General features: G+C 50.7%; 14 protein-coding genes. 12 read left to right on the plus strand and 2 right to left on the minus strand.

What is annotated here, in order from left to right:
- Positions 1-41 precede the first annotated feature (41 nt).
- Complete coding sequence (locus J2I46_RS15065) at positions 42-665, minus strand: IMPACT family protein (RefSeq protein WP_207329871.1); 624 nt, start codon at positions 663-665, stop codon at positions 42-44.
- Positions 666-833: 168 nt separating this feature from the next.
- Between J2I46_RS15065 and J2I46_RS15070 the strand changes: the two genes are divergently transcribed.
- The 3 genes from J2I46_RS15070 to J2I46_RS15080 all read left to right on the plus strand — a co-directional run bounded on the left by J2I46_RS15070 (position 834) and on the right by J2I46_RS15080 (position 3,881).
- Positions 834-1,958, plus strand: a complete 1,125-nt coding sequence (locus J2I46_RS15070; protein ID WP_229379773.1) for an LBF_2804 family protein — start codon at positions 834-836, stop codon at positions 1,956-1,958.
- Positions 1,959-2,003: 45 nt separating this feature from the next.
- A complete protein-coding gene (gene msrA, locus J2I46_RS15075) occupies positions 2,004-2,672 on the plus strand; it encodes a peptide-methionine (S)-S-oxide reductase MsrA (RefSeq protein WP_207329872.1) in 669 nt (222 codons plus the stop codon).
- Positions 2,673-2,891: 219 nt separating this feature from the next.
- Positions 2,892-3,881, plus strand: coding sequence for a ribonucleoside-diphosphate reductase small subunit (locus J2I46_RS15080; protein WP_207329873.1), 990 nt, complete (start codon positions 2,892-2,894; stop codon positions 3,879-3,881).
- Between the two features lie 106 nt (positions 3,882-3,987).
- On the opposite strand, the gene J2I46_RS15085 is transcribed toward J2I46_RS15080, so the two are convergent.
- Positions 3,988-4,449 (minus strand): regulatory protein RecX, encoded by a 462-nt coding sequence (locus tag J2I46_RS15085; RefSeq protein WP_207329874.1) that lies wholly within the window; start codon positions 4,447-4,449, stop codon positions 3,988-3,990.
- 111 nt (positions 4,450-4,560) lie between these two features.
- Between J2I46_RS15085 and J2I46_RS15090 the strand changes: the two genes are divergently transcribed.
- The 9 genes from J2I46_RS15090 (at position 4,561) to porU (ending at position 15,969) form a co-directional block, all read left to right on the plus strand.
- Positions 4,561-5,403 (plus strand): 3'-5' exonuclease, encoded by an 843-nt coding sequence (locus J2I46_RS15090; RefSeq protein WP_207329875.1) that lies wholly within the window; start codon positions 4,561-4,563, stop codon positions 5,401-5,403.
- Positions 5,404-5,445: 42 nt separating this feature from the next.
- Positions 5,446-5,793 carry an NADH-quinone oxidoreductase subunit NuoK gene (gene nuoK, locus J2I46_RS15095; protein WP_207329876.1) on the plus strand — a complete coding sequence of 116 codons (348 nt, stop codon included), beginning with the start codon at positions 5,446-5,448 and terminating at the stop codon, positions 5,791-5,793.
- A gap of 119 nt (positions 5,794-5,912) precedes the next feature.
- Positions 5,913-7,853 (plus strand): NADH-quinone oxidoreductase subunit L, encoded by a 1,941-nt coding sequence (nuoL, locus tag J2I46_RS15100; protein ID WP_207329877.1) that lies wholly within the window; start codon positions 5,913-5,915, stop codon positions 7,851-7,853.
- 19 nt (positions 7,854-7,872) lie between these two features.
- Positions 7,873-9,345, plus strand: coding sequence for a complex I subunit 4 family protein (locus tag J2I46_RS15105; protein ID WP_207329878.1), 1,473 nt, complete (start codon positions 7,873-7,875; stop codon positions 9,343-9,345).
- A 77-nt stretch (positions 9,346-9,422) separates the two neighbouring features.
- The gene (locus J2I46_RS15110; protein ID WP_207329879.1) at positions 9,423-10,856 is read left to right on the plus strand and encodes an NADH-quinone oxidoreductase subunit N; all 1,434 of its coding nucleotides are present in this window, start codon (positions 9,423-9,425) and stop codon (positions 10,854-10,856) included.
- Positions 10,857-10,956: 100 nt separating this feature from the next.
- The gene (locus J2I46_RS15115) at positions 10,957-11,463 is read left to right on the plus strand and encodes a GtrA family protein (protein WP_207329880.1); all 507 of its coding nucleotides are present in this window, start codon (positions 10,957-10,959) and stop codon (positions 11,461-11,463) included.
- A 142-nt stretch (positions 11,464-11,605) separates the two neighbouring features.
- Positions 11,606-11,809, plus strand: coding sequence for a hypothetical protein (locus J2I46_RS15120; protein ID WP_207329881.1), 204 nt, complete (start codon positions 11,606-11,608; stop codon positions 11,807-11,809).
- A gap of 67 nt (positions 11,810-11,876) precedes the next feature.
- Positions 11,877-12,509, plus strand: a complete 633-nt coding sequence (locus J2I46_RS15125) for a SprT-like domain-containing protein (RefSeq protein WP_310589037.1) — start codon at positions 11,877-11,879, stop codon at positions 12,507-12,509.
- Positions 12,502-15,969, plus strand: a complete 3,468-nt coding sequence (gene porU / locus J2I46_RS15130; RefSeq protein ID WP_207329882.1) for a type IX secretion system sortase PorU — start codon at positions 12,502-12,504, stop codon at positions 15,967-15,969. The genes J2I46_RS15125 and porU overlap by 8 nt, the downstream gene beginning before the upstream one ends.
- The last annotated feature ends 13 nt before the right edge of the window (positions 15,970-15,982 follow it).

Genomic DNA, 15,982 nt, shown 5'->3' on the forward strand with positions numbered 1-15,982 from the left:
CCTGTGTCTTCTCGTAAAAATTTTGTAAAATAGCTCCCCTCTCAGCAGGAGAGGGACTGGGGGTGAGGTAACACTTCCACCCCTTCCATCTTCCCCAATCGTTCCAGCACGGTGTTGACCAACGACTTGCGTACTTCGATTTCCAGGATACAAGCGGTGTCGTAGCCTTGCTTTAGTACGGGTAACTGTTGCTCTTTCACAAGGCGCATCACATGGTTCATTTGCTCAAAGGGATAACGTACCTGATAAAGCTCGTTTACCGTTTTCTCGGTTGCCTTGGCGGCGTCGAGAGCGGCAATAGTCGCTGTTTTATAGGCGTTGATCAGACCCGGAACGCCTAGCAATGTACCCCCAAAATAACGGACTACCACGACCAGTACGTTCGTCAGATCACGCGAATACAGAACGTTCAGAATAGGCCGTCCGGCCGAGCCGCTGGGTTCTCCATCGTCGTTGGCCCGGTAGTTGTTTCGGTCTGTTCCGAGGCGGTACGCGTAGCAATGGTGAACGGCTTTCGGGTGCTGGGTACGTAGCATGTCCAGGTACGTTCGGCTATCGGCTTCGGTATTGATTGGGTAGGCAAACGCCAAAAATTTACTACCCCTGTCGCGGAATTCACCCATGGTCGGAGAAACCAGGGTGCGAAAGGTATCATCAACGGTCATTCCATTCGGTCTGAATTAAAAAGTCGTATGCTATACACTGACACATATTCAACTACAAATGTAAGTATTGGATAATGAGCCGTATTGGTGACCAACAAGCAAACAGCCGTATCGCGTTTCAAAACACGACTGCCTATTTCTCAGTTGTATACCCTACAAACCATTCTGATGCAAGCTACTCTGCCGATGTCTACTCAACCGCCCGACAACACACCTGGTCCTATAGACCAGCTAGCGTTGCGCTACTTGCGGGGAGCTTTGGAATCGCCGCATCCAACTGATGAGCCGTTTGTGATGAACAGCCGGGAGAGTCATGTCATTGCAAAAATTCGTTGGCAGACGTTGGCTATGGCCGGTTCATTCGGCGTACTCGGCGTATTACTTCTCTACCTACCCCAATACCTCTGGCCAGCCTTTTTTGAACCCACATTACTGACGTTTCTTGACACGACTTACGAGTTACCACTAATCACGCTGCTCTACGGTGTATTGCTGGTGTACCTCGAAATTTACGCGCTTCTGTACATCAATTTAAGGGCAGTACGCTATGTTATGGCCGTTTGTCAGTTTCCCCGACAACACGACGCCCAATATGAGCGGCATCTACATGCGCTGGCCGACGCCGCTCAGGAAAAAGAAAACCAGGGCATTCTGCGCTTCGGTATAAATCCGTATCTCGGTCTGCCGCAATGGGGACTTACGGCGTTTTTCGTTGTTAACAAGCTGAAGGCTGCCTTGAGTAACGTTGTATTGAAATTTCTCCTGAAACGCATCTTTGGCCGGTTCATTATTCGTCAGGTAACGGATCTGGCTGGCATGCCGATCTATGCATTCTGGAATATTTGGGCGTCTAATCAGGTTATTCATGAAGCAAAAATTCGGGTAATGGCCCCGCTCACGATCCGTGAGTTTGTAGATAGTCTGCACGAAGAATGGAAGCATAATCAGGCTTTCTGCGAGCTGATTCCTGAAGCGTTACAATATGTGGCTATTCTGAAACGTCAATACAATTATGCGCACCTATTGCTGACCGAAACCCTGATGGATCGCTTCGGCCTTCAGGTCATCCAGCCGACAGGTCATTTCCTCGACCGGCTTTCCGAAGCACCGCCCGAAGTACGCCGACCGCTTGAACGGCTGATCATTTTCGGCGTCCTGATCGACGGAGGTATTTCCTGGTTCGAGAAACGTCGGTTACGGCAGTTTCAGCAACGCGGCTGGCTGTCGTATTCGATTGAAGATATCGAAGAAATTGGTCGCGAGTATTACAGAGGTCGTGGTCTTTGGGTATAATTCATGCGTGGTATTCGGCACTTATTCACTTTCGTAACGTTTTTTATGCGTCACTTTTTGGCTTTGCTATTAGTCTCCCTCCTGCTTTCCTGCGTTACCAAGAAAAGCGCTGACGAGAATAACAAGTCGGATGTTAAAGACACTTCTCCTGCCAAATTGCCCGAATTAAAACCGGGTGAGGCCGTTGCTACGTTTGCGGCGGGCTGTTTCTGGTGTATTGAAGAGGAATTCGAACTACTAAGGGGCGTGCGTGAGGCAGTGTCCGGCTACGCAGGCGGCGAGCAGGAAAACCCAACGTATGAGCAGGTGGGCAACAATGAAACAGGCCATGCAGAGTCGGTTCAGGTATATTACGACCCAAAAATCATTCCGTACGACACGCTCGTGAAGGCTTTCCTATATGCTCATGACCCTACCACATTGAACCGGCAAGGGCCTGACGTGGGTACGCAGTATCGGTCGGTTGCCTTCTACCGCACACCCGAAGAAAAAGTAAGTATCGAGGCGGCCATCAAGCGATTTAATGCTACCGGTGAACATCATGATCCCGTGGTGACCCAGGTTGTGCCGTTCAAGGTGTTTTACCCTGCCGAAGTCTATCATCAGGGTTACTATCGCGCTCATCCCGACGAGGCTTACATCGTAAGCGTGTCGGAACCGAAAGTGAATAAGTTCAAGAAACGCATGGCCGACAAACTAAAGGCCGGACAGTAAAAAGGATTCGACGTCAGGTACGTTGCCAGTTCCATACGCTGTTACTGCACAGCACATTAAGCCAACGGCCCCGGTTCTTACCAGAACCGGGGCCGTTAAATTTATTAGTGGTCAAGGGCACTTCGGGCGGGTGAATGGGCTATTTTTGTTAGCACGTAAACAATCAGGGCCGTGCCTTTTGCACAGGCGCTTTCAACTGTATAAAAACCTTACCTACGCATGCTTACAGCAACTGCAACTGAACCTATTCTAGAAGAAGATAAAAGCCGGTTTGTGCTTTTCCCCATCAAGCACAGCGATATCTGGCAGATGTATAAAAAGCATGAAGCCTCATTCTGGACCGCCGAAGAAATTGACCTGGGCCAGGATATGACAGACTGGAACAACCTGAACGATGGCGAGCGGCACTTCATCTCTCATATTCTGGCTTTCTTCGCGGCTTCAGATGGGATTGTGAATGAAAACCTTGCCGTTAATTTTTTGTCGGAGGTACAGTATGCCGAAGCAAAGTGCTTCTACGGGTTCCAGATTATGATGGAGAACATCCACTCGGAAACCTATTCGCTACTGATTGACACCTATATCAAAGACCCCGTTGAGAAAGACCGGCTGCTGAATGCCATCGATACGATTCCCTGTGTGCAGAAGAAAGCAGAATGGGCTCTCCGCTGGATCGAGAACGGTACGTTTGCTGAACGGCTCATCGCGTTTGCGGCAGTAGAAGGTATTTTCTTCTCAGGCTCGTTCTGTTCCATCTTCTGGTTGAAAAAGCGCGGCATGATGCCTGGTCTGACCTTCTCGAATGAACTGATCTCACGTGACGAAGGCCTCCACCGCGACTTTGCCTGCCTGCTCTATACAGATCACATCAAAAATCAGATGGATCCTGAAGCTGTCTACCAGATCATTCGTGATGCCGTAGCCATCGAACAGGAATTCGTCACCGATGCGCTCCCTGTTTCGCTGATCGGGATGAACGCCGAACTGATGAAGCAATACATTGAATTCGTAGCTGACCATCTGCTGATGTCGCTGAATCTCAACAAAGTATACAACGCGGCGAACCCATTCGATTTCATGGATATGATCTCGTTGCAGGGCAAAACCAACTTCTTCGAAAAGCGCGTCGGCGAATACCAGAAATCGGGTGTAATGGCCTCGATGAAAGAAAACGACGGCTCTAAATTCTCGCTGGAAGAAGACTTTTAAGGTTTCTTCCAGCGCGAAGAGGCCTAAGAATACGCAAAGGGCGCAAGGAAATAACTCTTTGCGCCCTTTGCGTATTCTTAGGCCTCTTCGCGATGAATTTTAATTTTTACTCTTCTTCAGCGCCCAGCACCTCCCAGATTAACGCTGGCTCGTAGCCTTTACTGAGGGCATAACGAGCCAATTTTTGCTTCACAACCAGTGGGTTATCGTCGCGTATCTGGCGGCGCTTTTTCTCCAACAAGTCGGTTAGTTTTGCGCGGTAATCATCAGGCTTGATATCGGCCAATGCCTTGTTAAGGTTGTAACCCGTAATACCCCGTTGCGACAGTTCCTGCGTAATTCTCCGCTTCCCCCACCCTTTTATCCTGAATTTTCCGCCCGCGAAAGCCGTGGCAAAACGTTCCTCGCTCAGGTAGCCTTGGGTGATGAGTTCAGCAATAATTTCCTCAGCATCATCGCCATATATGTCCCATTTGTCCAGCCGTTTGCGGACTTCCTGCTGGGTACGTTCCTGGTAGGCGCAGAATGAAGCGGCCTTCCGCAACGCATCTTTGAGGTATTCGGTCATAGAGAAAAAACACGGTTCAGTGGGGGTGGGTTCGGATGTTTAATCGCAGATGTGTCGAACGTGTCGCTATTTTTGCGGTTGCCAAGAAACTCGGCGCAACTCCCGTGTCTTATGACTCATCCGTTTTTATTGAAAAAACCACTGGCCATTTTCGATCTCGAAACAACAGGGATCAACCCTGCCAAAGATCGGATTGTGGAGGTCTGCGTAGCAAAAGCCTTACCCGGTAAAGATAAAGCACCAGGCGAAGTAGTGGTAAAAACGTATCGGATCAACCCGGGTATTCCTATTCCCATTGAAACCAGTCTGATTCACGGTATTTACGACGACGACGTAAAAGATGCGCCCAGCTTCAAAAGCGTTGCCAAAACGCTGGCGCAGTTTCTGGATGGTTGCGACTTAGCCGGCTTCAACAGCAACCGGTTCGATATTCCCTTACTGGTTGAAGAATTTCTGCGCGCTAATGTCGACTTCGACATCAAAAATCGGCGGATGGTTGATGTTCAGCGGATTTACCATCTGATGGAGCCCCGCAACCTAACGGCCGCCTACCGCCATTTCTGCGGAAAAGAGCTGGTGGGCGCGCACGGTGCCGAAGCCGACACACTGGCTACCTTTGAGGTGCTAGGATCGATTGTAGAAAATCATGCAGGTCGGACGATTCGTGATGAGCAACGTAAGATCAACTTCACTATCGACAACGATATGGAAGTGCTCGATTCAATTGCCCGTACCAACAATGTAGATCTGGCCGGACGGATGGTCTTCAACGAGAAAGGCGAAGAGATCATCAACTTTGGCAAACACGCCGGCAAATCTGTGCTCGACGTACTTAAAACAGAACCCTCCTTTTACGATTGGATTCAGAAAGGTGATTTCTCCCTGGACACTAAACGCCGTTTTACTGAAATACGATTACGGATGTTCACTGGTGCCTTAAACGGGAAAAAATAGATTTTCTTCTACCTTTGCCCGAACGTTCCATTCACAGCTTTTATGCAACCAACTGACGCAGCGGCTACCATTCCGGAAGTAATCCAGCAGATTCCTCTGAATTATTACCTCATCTTCAGCACCGCTCTGTTTGTCATCGGCATCATCGGTGTGCTGACCCGGCGAAATGCCATCGTCATGTTCATGTCGATCGAGCTGATGCTCAATGCCGTAAATACCCTCCTTATCGCCTTCTCATCGTACCGGTCTGATCCGGCGGGGCAGGTATTCGTTTTCTTTATCATGGCCGTTGCCGCCGCTGAAGTATCAGTCGGTCTCGCCATTATTGTTATGATTTATCGTAACCTCCGCACTACGGATATCGGCGTGCTGAATAAACTTAAATGGTAAAAAGAGTTTCAGGTTTCAAGTTTCAGGTTTCAAGTGCTTCGCTTATCACCTTATTTTCGATGTAGCAGCGCACTTGAAACCTGAAACTTGAAACCTGAAACTCGAACCTTCAGGTTCTTATGTCTACCGATCTACTCTGTCTTTTAATACCCCTCCTTCCCCTTCTGGGTTTTCTGATCAATGGTCTTGGTTTCCGCAAGGTGCCCACCTCGCTGGTAGGCATTATTGGTTTGGCGGGTCCCGTACTGGCGTTCATTTGCGTTTTTCTGCTCTGGGGCGCCTTTAAAGCGGGTGATAACGCTGTTATTAAGTCCGTCCTGTTCGACTGGATCAGCGTAGGCGATTTCCACATCAACTTTTCCTTTCAGATCGACCAGTTGACCATGCTGATGCTGGGTATCGTAACCGGCATTGGTTCGCTGATTCACCTGTATAGCATCGGCTATATGCACCACGATGCAGGTTTCGGTAAGTTCATGGCCTTCCTGAACCTGTTCCTGTTCTTCATGTTGCTGCTGGTGCTGGGATCGAACTTCGTCATCATGTTCATTGGCTGGGAAGGTGTTGGGCTGTGCTCATACCTGCTCATCGGTTTTTGGAACACCAACACAAGTTATAACAATGCCGCCCGCAAGGCATTCGTCATGAACCGCATTGGCGACCTTGGCTTCCTGCTTGGCATCTTCACGATCATGGCCACGTTTGGCTCGGTTGAATACACCGACGTGTTTACGCAGGCAGTAGGCATGGAGGTCAACGATAAAGTGATCCTGACCATTACGCTGTTGCTGTTTGTTGGTGCAATGGGCAAATCAGCGCAGATTCCGCTTTACACCTGGCTGCCCGACGCCATGGCGGGCCCAACGCCCGTATCGGCGCTGATCCACGCCGCAACGATGGTGACGGCAGGCATTTATATGGTGGTTCGGGCCAACGTCCTGTTCTCACTGGCTCCGCTCACGCTCGACATCATTGGCGGCATTGCCATTGCCACCGCCCTGCTGGCCGCCTCGATCGGTCTGTTGCAGAATGACATCAAGAAAGTACTGGCTTACTCAACCGTATCACAGCTGGGCTACATGTTCATGGGCTTAGGTGCCACGGCCTACACCGCGAGCATGTTCCATGTGATCACCCACGCGTTTTTCAAAGCGTTGTTGTTCCTGGGCGCGGGTAGCGTCATTCACGCCATGTCCGACGAGCAGGATATTCGTAATATGGGTGGCCTGCGCAAATCGTTACCCATTACGTTCTGGACGTTCCTGATCGGTACTATCGCCATTGCCGGTATTCCACCATTCGCCGGTTTCTTCTCGAAAGATGAAATTCTGGCGCATGTGTTCGAGCATAGCAAAGTAATGTGGGTGCTGGGCGTGATCGGGTCAGCCATGACGTCGTTCTACATGTTCCGCCTGCTGTTCCTGACGTTCTTCGGCGAATTCCGGGGTACGTCGGAGCAGAAACATCATCTGCACGAATCGCCGCTGAGTATGACACTACCGCTGATGGTACTCGCCGTTCTTTCAGCCCTGGGTGGTCTGATGAACGTACCTGAAGTGTTGGGTGGTTCAGCTCACCTGGCCGAATTCATGTCACCGCTATTCGACGAAGCCCGTCAGGCTAACCCAGCCATTTTCGAAGCCAATGCACTTGACCACGGCACCGAGATGATGCTCATGGGCGTTTCGGCTGGTATTGCCATCCTAGCAGCCATTGGCGCTTACTTTATGTACGTTCGGAACGCAGCCGTGCCTGCTCCGGATTCGGCAGAGCGGTCATTGCCCCAGCAGGTCGTTTACGGCAAATACTACATCGACGAGTTTTACGAGAGCCTGATTGTCCGGCCTGTTCGGGCGCTGGGCGATGCCTTTTATAGTCTGGGCGAATTCGCAATCGACGCGGTTGTGGGTGGCGTAGCCTTCGCCGTGCGCGGGAGTTCAACAGCCCTGCGGCGGGTACAAAGTGGTTCCATCAGCCTGTATGTGCTAATCATGGTGCTCAGTATCACGCTCCTTGTTGCTCTTCGCTTCTTTACACTCCCCTTCATCGGCGGAAAATAACCGTTACAGCTACTTAACCATGCTTACGTTATCCCTGATTCTTTGCCCCATCGTAGCGGCCATAGCGGTACTGTTCTCGTCCCGTGAAACGGCCAGAATCACCGCATTGGTGGGTACGTTGGTCGAACTGGCCCTGGCAGCCCATGCTTTTTATTACTTTACTGCCAATGCTGATTTCCAATACGGTTTCGACTATGCCTGGCTGTTTAACGCAACTGACGGCAAAAGTGGTATTCGCTTTAGCGGAGCCATCGATGGTATCAGCCTGCTACCCGTCGTTCTGACTGGTCTGGTTACGCCCCTGATCGTCTTATCGACGTTTAAGCAGACCTATGATCGCGCTAACTCCTTTTATGCGCTGATCCTGTTCATGCAGTCTGCGCTGATGGGTGTATTTGTAGCCCGCGACGGTTTCCTGTTCTACCTCTTCTTCGAAGCTGCCCTTATTCCAATTTACTTCCTGGCAGCCATGTGGGGCGGCGAGAACCGCGTGAAGGTCACGTTCAAGTTCTTTGTCTACACGATCTTCGGCAGCTTGTTGATGCTGGTCGCGTTGGTTTATTTGTATGCCAATACACCTACCACCACAACCGGCGTACATAGTGCTGCTATTGCCGATCTGTACGCATTAAATCTTAGCCAAGCTCAGCAAGGCTGGATTTTCTGGGCATTCTTCATTGCTTTCGCTATCAAAATGCCGGTGTTCCCCTTCCATACCTGGCAACCAGACACCTACGTTGAATCGCCAACGCCAGCCACCATGTTGCTAGCGGGTATTATGCTGAAAATGGGTGTATACGGTCTCATCCGCCTGTTATTACCTATCGTTCCGGCAGGTGTTGATCGTTGGGGAAGCCTTGCTATCACCTTATCGATCATCGGCATTGTGTATGGTGCCATCATTGCCATTCGTCAGCGCGATATGAAGCGGCTCATTGCTTACTCTTCATTCTCCCATGTGGGGCTGATGGCAGCGGGTGTGTTCTCTCGTTCAGAAATGGGGTTGCAGGGGTCGTTGATCCAAATGCTGGCCCACGGTATCAACGTAGTAGGTCTGTTCTTTATCGCCGAGTTAATTCTGCAACGCACCGGCACCCGTCAGCTTGATCAGCTCGGTGGTATTACCCGCAACACGCCAAAACTGACTGTCTACTTCATGATCATTCTGCTTGGCAGTGTGGCCCTCCCCTTGACAAACGGGTTTGTTGGCGAATTCCTGCTGTTAGCGGGCATCTACGCGTACAACCATTACCTGGGCCTGGTAGCCGGTCTGACCATCATTTTCGGAGCCGTTTATATGCTTCGAATGTATCAGAAAAGCATGTTCGGTACAGCCAATACCCGCACGGAGGCAATAGCCGACGTGAGCAGTTCTGAAAGTTACACGCTTCTGGTTCTCTGCGTTTTTGTTTTCTGGATGGGCCTTTACCCGGCATCTTTTTTGAAATTGACTGAACCCGCCGTTGCCAATTTATTGCAATACATAAAATAAAGTAGCGGCTGGCAGTAGCCCTCCGCAAGCGGATCCTGAACTGCCCACTGCCACTACATACTGCAAACTATCGAATTATGTTTCCCATCGTTGTCCTTTCAATTTCTGGCATAGTCTTGCTGTTTCTGGGCTTCCTGAAGTCGCGGGCTGTTCTGCTGCCTGCTACCCTGGCCTGCCTCGTCATAGCGACGGTGGCCAATTTCTACGACTGGAACAAGACCTACGTCTATTTCAATGACATGCTGGTTATCAACAACCTGGCGATGGTCTTTATCGGTATCGTGCTGTTATCAGCGTTTATGGTGGTGGCTTTATCGGGAAGTCTGCTCGACGATGAGGATGCTCAACCGGCCGAATATTATGCCATTATGCTGTTTTCGCTGGTCGGCGCCATCATGATGATCGGCTACGAAAACCTGCTTATGCTATTTGTAGGCATCGAAATTCTGTCGGTTGCCATGTACATCCTGACTGGTAGCGATAAACGAAATTTGCGGTCGAACGAAGCAGCGCTGAAGTACTTCCTGATGGGCGCGTTTGCAACAGGCATTCTGCTGTTCGGTATGGCCCTGTTATACGGTGCTACAGGTACGTTCACGATTACCGGTATCGGTAATGCCGTAAACGCCATGATCAAGGCGCAGACTTCACCGCTGCTTCTTTACGTTGGTATGTTCATGCTGTTGATCGGTATGCTCTTCAAAGTGTCAGCAGCACCGTTTCACTTCTGGACGCCCGACGTATACGATGGCTCACCAACGCTGTTCACTGCGTTTATGTCGACGGTGGTGAAAACAGCAGGCTTTGCGGCGTTACTACGCGTTTTACTGGTTTGCTTCAACGCCTCCGCCGTTTACGGCTACTGGGTGCAGGTTCTGACGATCATTACCGTGTTGACCTTGGTTATTGCTAATATAACGGCGGTATATCAAGCCAGTTTCAAGCGCATGATGGCCTATTCAAGCATTTCGCACGCGGGTTATTTGCTTATCGGTCTGGTAGGCCTCACACAACAGTCGAAGAGCGCTATTGCTTTTTATTCACTGGCTTATTCACTATCGACGATCTCCGCTTTTGGTATTCTGTTGCTGGTTGTAAAAAGTCGGCCAATCAATGATGCACTCGTGGGTAACCAAGCCACATTAACCCGCCCCGACGAAAGCTACGAAGCCTTCAACGGACTAGCCCGCCAAAACCCGGTTCTCGGTTTTGTAATGACGGTTGCCATGCTTTCTCTGGCGGGCATTCCGCTCACAGCTGGTTTCTGGGGTAAGTTTATGTTATTCTCAACAGCGGTAGACAAGGGGCTCGTCTGGCTTTTGGTCGTAGCCGTTCTGATGTCAGCGGTTGGAATCTATTACTACTTCCGGGTTGTAATTGCCATGTATTTCCGGGAGGGCCATGCCGAAACCATACGCGTAGCTCCTTTCTATCGGTTCGTACTCATCGCTGCTACCGTACTAACTATTGTACTTGGCGTAGTGCCGGGCTTATTTCAACGGTTACTATAACCATTCTGTGATAGACCCGTTTACTCAGTAGATAGGTTAAAAGTAACAGAACAAAAGGACGCTGCGTACTTTTGCGCCCACAATCAAGAATCCAATAAACGTGCAGCCTGTCGAAATAAGCATCGTGCAAACAGAGAAATACAAAGCACAGAGGGAATTTGTTTCCTTCTTTCTAACGGCTCTGCTCGGTGCTTCAGTAAACTTTTTTAGTCAGATCTATTACCGTGACTATTTCAGTTTTGGAACGAGTGTATTCCTTGGCTACCTGACGGCTACAGTTATAAGCTTCATTCCCACCAAGTTATTCGCTTTTTCTGCTAAAGGTACCGGCAATTCAGGTAGGGAAGCCATCAAATTTTTAGTCATTGCACTGGTGGCCTGGGCTGTACAGGTTGGCATTGCCGCTGCTACGCTCAAGTGGATAGCTGATCCCTTCCTTACGGGTAAACTGTCTATGTTTTGGCGTGAAAAATTCTCCCATGTAGTGGGTATGGGCTTTAGCTTCCTGGCCAACTACTTTGGCCACAAACTCCTTACTTTCCGAAGCACGGGGGTGTATGACCGCATCAAAGCACGCACGGGTCGCCAGAATGAAGACGTTTTCTGAGTTATTTCTATAGAGATAATATACTGGACTTTTTCAAGACGAAAAGCGTCATACTATTTTTTTTAGACCTGCTATATTGCACATTATCAAGGAGGTGTCTACATTTGTGACGGAAACTTTAAAGCCACCAAGACACATTACCATGAAAAAAGTTATCGCCCTCCTGTTTGTAGGCAGCGTTCTGACACTTGCATCTTGCGAAAGCAAACCTAAAACTGAAGAAGCTGCTGTTGATTCAACTGCTGCTGCTGCTGTTGACTCGGCTTCAGCCGTTGTCGATTCAGCCAATGCCGTTGCTGATTCAGCTACTGCCGTTATCGACTCTGTTAGCAGCACGACGAAGTAATCAAGTTGCTCATTGGCAACTCAGAAAAAGCCCTATTTTCGTAGGGCTTTTCTGTTTTTATACCCCCGTGCTTCGTCAACTCACTCAACACATACCTACGCTGGCCGTTACTTACTGTCAACAACTCCAGCAACAGTACCCGTTCGGTTTCCGCATTGTGAAACCCCGACGTACCCGCCTCGGCGACTTTCGTGCCTTGCCCAACGGTACGGCCCACATTACGGTCAATGCTGATCTGAACCCGTACGCATTCCTCATCACGTACGTCCACGAAGTAGCCCATTGCGCTGTTTACCATACCTACAAGCGGGCTGGTAAGCCACACGGCCCCATCTGGCAAAGCCAATTTCAGCGGCTTATGGCTCCCCTGTTAACCGAATCCATTTTTCCGGCCGATGTGCTGGCACCCCTTCGGTATTATATGAGTCGTCCGGCGGCTACAACAGCTGCCCAACCCGCTTTAATGCAGGCATTACGCCGGTATAATGTACAGTCACCGGCAGCACCCGTTCAAGGGCAGCTGGTACTTCGTCAACTGGCAGAAGGTCAACTCTTTCTACTTCAGAAAAAAACCTACATGAAGGGTAAGTTACGGCGTACTCGTATCGTTTGTAAAGACATACAGTCTGGTCGTTCATATGCAGTGCTGGCCGATGTGTTGGTTATGCCGGTCAATGAAAATCAAATGAAGAATGTGTAGTGCCCAACAGTTACTGAGTCGCCAAACGCCAACGTTACGCCCAAAATCCGATTTGTTGGTGTCGGTCAGTTTACGTTTGGTGCTCTTTGTATACATTGGCCTTGGCAGTATTCATGGTGCAAACGCACAGTCTGTATTGCAGACAGGTACGTGGTATAAGATCGGAGTACTCGGAACAGGAGTTTATCAACTCGATTACGCCACGCTGACGGCCCTCGATCCGGCTTTTAAAACGGCAGATCCACGCACGTTCAGGTTATATGGCAATGGCGGAGCCCCCTTGCCACAAGCCAATGCCATGCCCCGCCCCGTTGATCTGCTCGAGAACGCCATACAGGTAACCGGAGAGGACGACGGACGTTTTGATACTGGTGATGTTGTGCGTTTCTATGCACAGGGCCCACAGACGATTACACGTGATACGCTGACCGGCCGGTTCACACACCAGCTAAATCCTTACACAGATACCACCTTTTATTTTCTGACGATCAGCCCTGGCGTTGGTCGGCGAATTGTGACACGCCAGCCAGGTGCTGCCATCGGGTTACCAACCATCACCACGTTTGATCATTACGCGTACTACGAACACGATACAACGAACCTGATTAACTCAGGGCGCGACTGGATAGGCGACTATTACGGAACCTACCCTCAGCAGTTTGTGCCATTTCAGCTGCCAGGGCGTGTTGATGGCTCGCCAACCTACATAACCCTTTCCGCAGTAGGCATTTCACTTTCACCGTCTGTCTTTTATGTCTCGCTCGACAATACGATACTGACCAGCGCTACCTTCAACGCGATCAGTGGGTATGAGTTTACCGCTCGGGGTTCAGCCAAAACAGTAACGGGACAGGCCGTTTTACCCACCGCCCCCGACGAACTTCGGCTAACAATGACCTACGACCGGCAGAGCGGAAGCGGCGCGGTAGCTTATCTCAATTATGTTGCCGTTCAGACCCGCCGCGAAATTCGCCAATACGACGTACCTACGCTTGTGCGAGGCAGTCGCGGGAGTTATACCGCCAAACAGGCGACCAACGATCTCCTGATTTGGGATGTGGCGAACCCGATTTCGCCCGTACAGCAAGCGTACACGCTGTCGGGAACGCAGGCCACCTGGACAGCTTCCGATACAGCCGCCTTCTATCTCTACACGAACCGTACGATTAGCGCACCCGTCGCTGCCTATGCCATTCCGAACCAGAATATTCGGGCAGAAGCAACGCCGAACCTGCTGATTATTACCCCGGCAGCGTGGCGTGATCAGGCCGAGCGGCTGGCCGCTTTTCGGCGGGCCAATGACAAGTTAACGGTGCTGGTGGCTACTACGGCTCAGGTCTACAACGAATTCTCGTCGGGTCAACCTGATGTCTCCGCCATTCGGGATATTGCCCGGTTCTTTGCCAGAAAGCAGCCAGGTACGTTGCATTACCTGTTGCTGGTTGGTGACGCTTCGTACGATTACCGCGGAAAAACAAAATCGCTTACGCCCGCTCAAATGGCCAATCTGATCCCGACTTATGAAAGTAGGGAATCGCTCCACCCGGTTTTTAGCTTTTCGTCAGACGATTACTTCGGCTTTTTGAAAGATACAGATGGCGAATGGCCGGAAACAGACACCGATAGCACTCGACTCGACATTGGCGTGGGGCGACTGGCCGTTAAAACCCCGGCCGAAGCCCGGAGCGTTGTTGATAAGCTGATTCGATATGCATCGGATAAACGGCTGCTGGGCGACTGGCGGACCAAAATTCTTCTGGTAGCCGACGATGGCGACGGGAATATCCATCAAAATGATGAAGACAGGTTGGCCGCGTTGATTGAAGCGCGTCATCCTGAATTCAGGCCCGAACGACTTTTCCTAGATACGTTCAAACAGGATACAATCGTTCTTCCCGGACAACCACCAAACCTGGTTACCGAGCGGGCACCAACCGTCAATCAGGCTATAAACCGAGCCATTGACGAAGGTCGGCTCCTGATCAATTACGCGGGGCACGGTGGCGAAAATGGATGGGCGCAGGAGCAGATACTGACAGTTCAGGATATCCTGTCGTGGACGAACAGCCGGATGCCCCTATTTATTACCGCTACTTGCCAGTTTGGGCGTTACGACAACCCAAACGTCGTTTCTGGCGCTGAACTGGCACAAGTAGACCGGGCAGGCGGGGCAATCGGTTTACTGACAACTACGCGCCCCGTATACGCCAACACCAATTATCTGCTGAACGACGCCTTTTACAAAGCTATCTTCCTCGCCGTTGAAGGCGGGTTACCCCGTCTGGGCGATGTTATGCGCGCGACCAAAAATAACAGTATCAGTGGGGTGCAGAACCGAAATTTTACGCTCCTCGGCGACCCATCGATGCGGCTGGCTTACCCCCAGCAAAACGTAACCTTTACGCGCCTGAACGACAAGGCTTTGAAGCCGGAACAAGTTGATACATTGCGGGCCGGGCAACGCATTCTGTTGCAAGGCGAGGTACGTCCACAAAGCAGTACGCTGGCAGTAGGCTCTTTTACAGGAACCGTTCGCGTGATGGTCTACGATAAACCAGTATCACTGAAAACACACGGTACCGAAAGCGGACCGTTTTCCTATAAAGCCTATCAGAGTCTGTTGTTTGCCGGACAGGCGGAAGTGCAACAAGGTCGCTTTCAGATTAGCTTCAACGTACCCACCGACGTATTGCCGACATTCGGTTTTGGACGGGTATATGCCTACGCCGTTCAGACGGATAGCCTCAGCGATGCCGTTGGCGGCTACCAGAACTTAGTCATCGGTGGCACAGGTACGTTACCCGCTGATACCAGGCCCCCGACCTTGACGCTTACGCTGGCAGGCGCTGACCCTTCAGCCAAACAACCATCAGTTGCCGGCGCAACGGCAACGATACACATACGGGTAGCCGACGAAACAGGTATTAATTTAACCCAAACAACCGCGAACCACGGTCCAACGCTCCAGGTAGACGCAGCAACACCGGTGCGGATTGCTGATTATTTTACGGGGTCAGCCGACGGACGAACGGGAGAATTTACGTTTCCTCTGCGCGATATGGCTCCGGGAAACTACGTAGTGAGAGCCAGGGTTTATGATCTTAACAATAATCTGGCCGAGGCTACGTTGGCATTTGTAGTCTCTGACCGGCCAGCCATGACTATTCAGCGACTGGTAGGAGCACCAAACCCCGTACGCGAGCAAAGTCAGTGGCTACTGACCCACAACCGTCCGGGCCAACCGCTTACCTGGACCTGGCGGATACTCTCGATGAGCGGTAAAAGCCTGATTGAGCAGCGGGGCGAATGTTATGACTGCTCAGAAACAGTGACGATTGGATCGTATGACCGGTTGACGTTTCCATTGGCAACAGGTATCTATATATTACAGGCTGAATTGACAAACCCGGAAACGGGCGAACACGCGAAAGCTACCAACCGATTACTTTTTGCCGACTAATCGAAACGTTTTT

The sequence above is a fragment of the Fibrella forsythiae genome, assembly GCF_017353175.1.
Classification (GTDB): Bacteria; Bacteroidota; Bacteroidia; order Cytophagales; family Spirosomataceae; genus Fibrella; species Fibrella forsythiae.

Excerpts from the sequence above, each read along its gene's own strand:
- J2I46_RS15065 (WP_207329871.1), bottom strand. The coding sequence starts at position 665 with ATGACCGTTGATGATACCTTTCGCACCCTGGTTTCTCCGACCATGGGT.
- J2I46_RS15070 (WP_229379773.1), top strand. The coding sequence starts at position 834 with ATGCAAGCTACTCTGCCGATGTCTACTCAACCGCCCGACAACACACCT.
- msrA (WP_207329872.1), top strand. The coding sequence starts at position 2,004 with ATGCGTCACTTTTTGGCTTTGCTATTAGTCTCCCTCCTGCTTTCCTGC.
- J2I46_RS15080 (WP_207329873.1), top strand. The coding sequence starts at position 2,892 with ATGCTTACAGCAACTGCAACTGAACCTATTCTAGAAGAAGATAAAAGC.
- J2I46_RS15085 (WP_207329874.1), bottom strand. The coding sequence starts at position 4,449 with ATGACCGAATACCTCAAAGATGCGTTGCGGAAGGCCGCTTCATTCTGC.
- J2I46_RS15090 (WP_207329875.1), top strand. The coding sequence starts at position 4,561 with ATGACTCATCCGTTTTTATTGAAAAAACCACTGGCCATTTTCGATCTC.
- nuoK (WP_207329876.1), top strand. The coding sequence starts at position 5,446 with ATGCAACCAACTGACGCAGCGGCTACCATTCCGGAAGTAATCCAGCAG.
- nuoL (WP_207329877.1), top strand. The coding sequence starts at position 5,913 with ATGTCTACCGATCTACTCTGTCTTTTAATACCCCTCCTTCCCCTTCTG.
- J2I46_RS15105 (WP_207329878.1), top strand. The coding sequence starts at position 7,873 with ATGCTTACGTTATCCCTGATTCTTTGCCCCATCGTAGCGGCCATAGCG.
- J2I46_RS15110 (WP_207329879.1), top strand. The coding sequence starts at position 9,423 with ATGTTTCCCATCGTTGTCCTTTCAATTTCTGGCATAGTCTTGCTGTTT.
- J2I46_RS15120 (WP_207329881.1), top strand. The coding sequence starts at position 11,606 with ATGAAAAAAGTTATCGCCCTCCTGTTTGTAGGCAGCGTTCTGACACTT.
- porU (WP_207329882.1), top strand. The coding sequence starts at position 12,502 with ATGTGTAGTGCCCAACAGTTACTGAGTCGCCAAACGCCAACGTTACGC.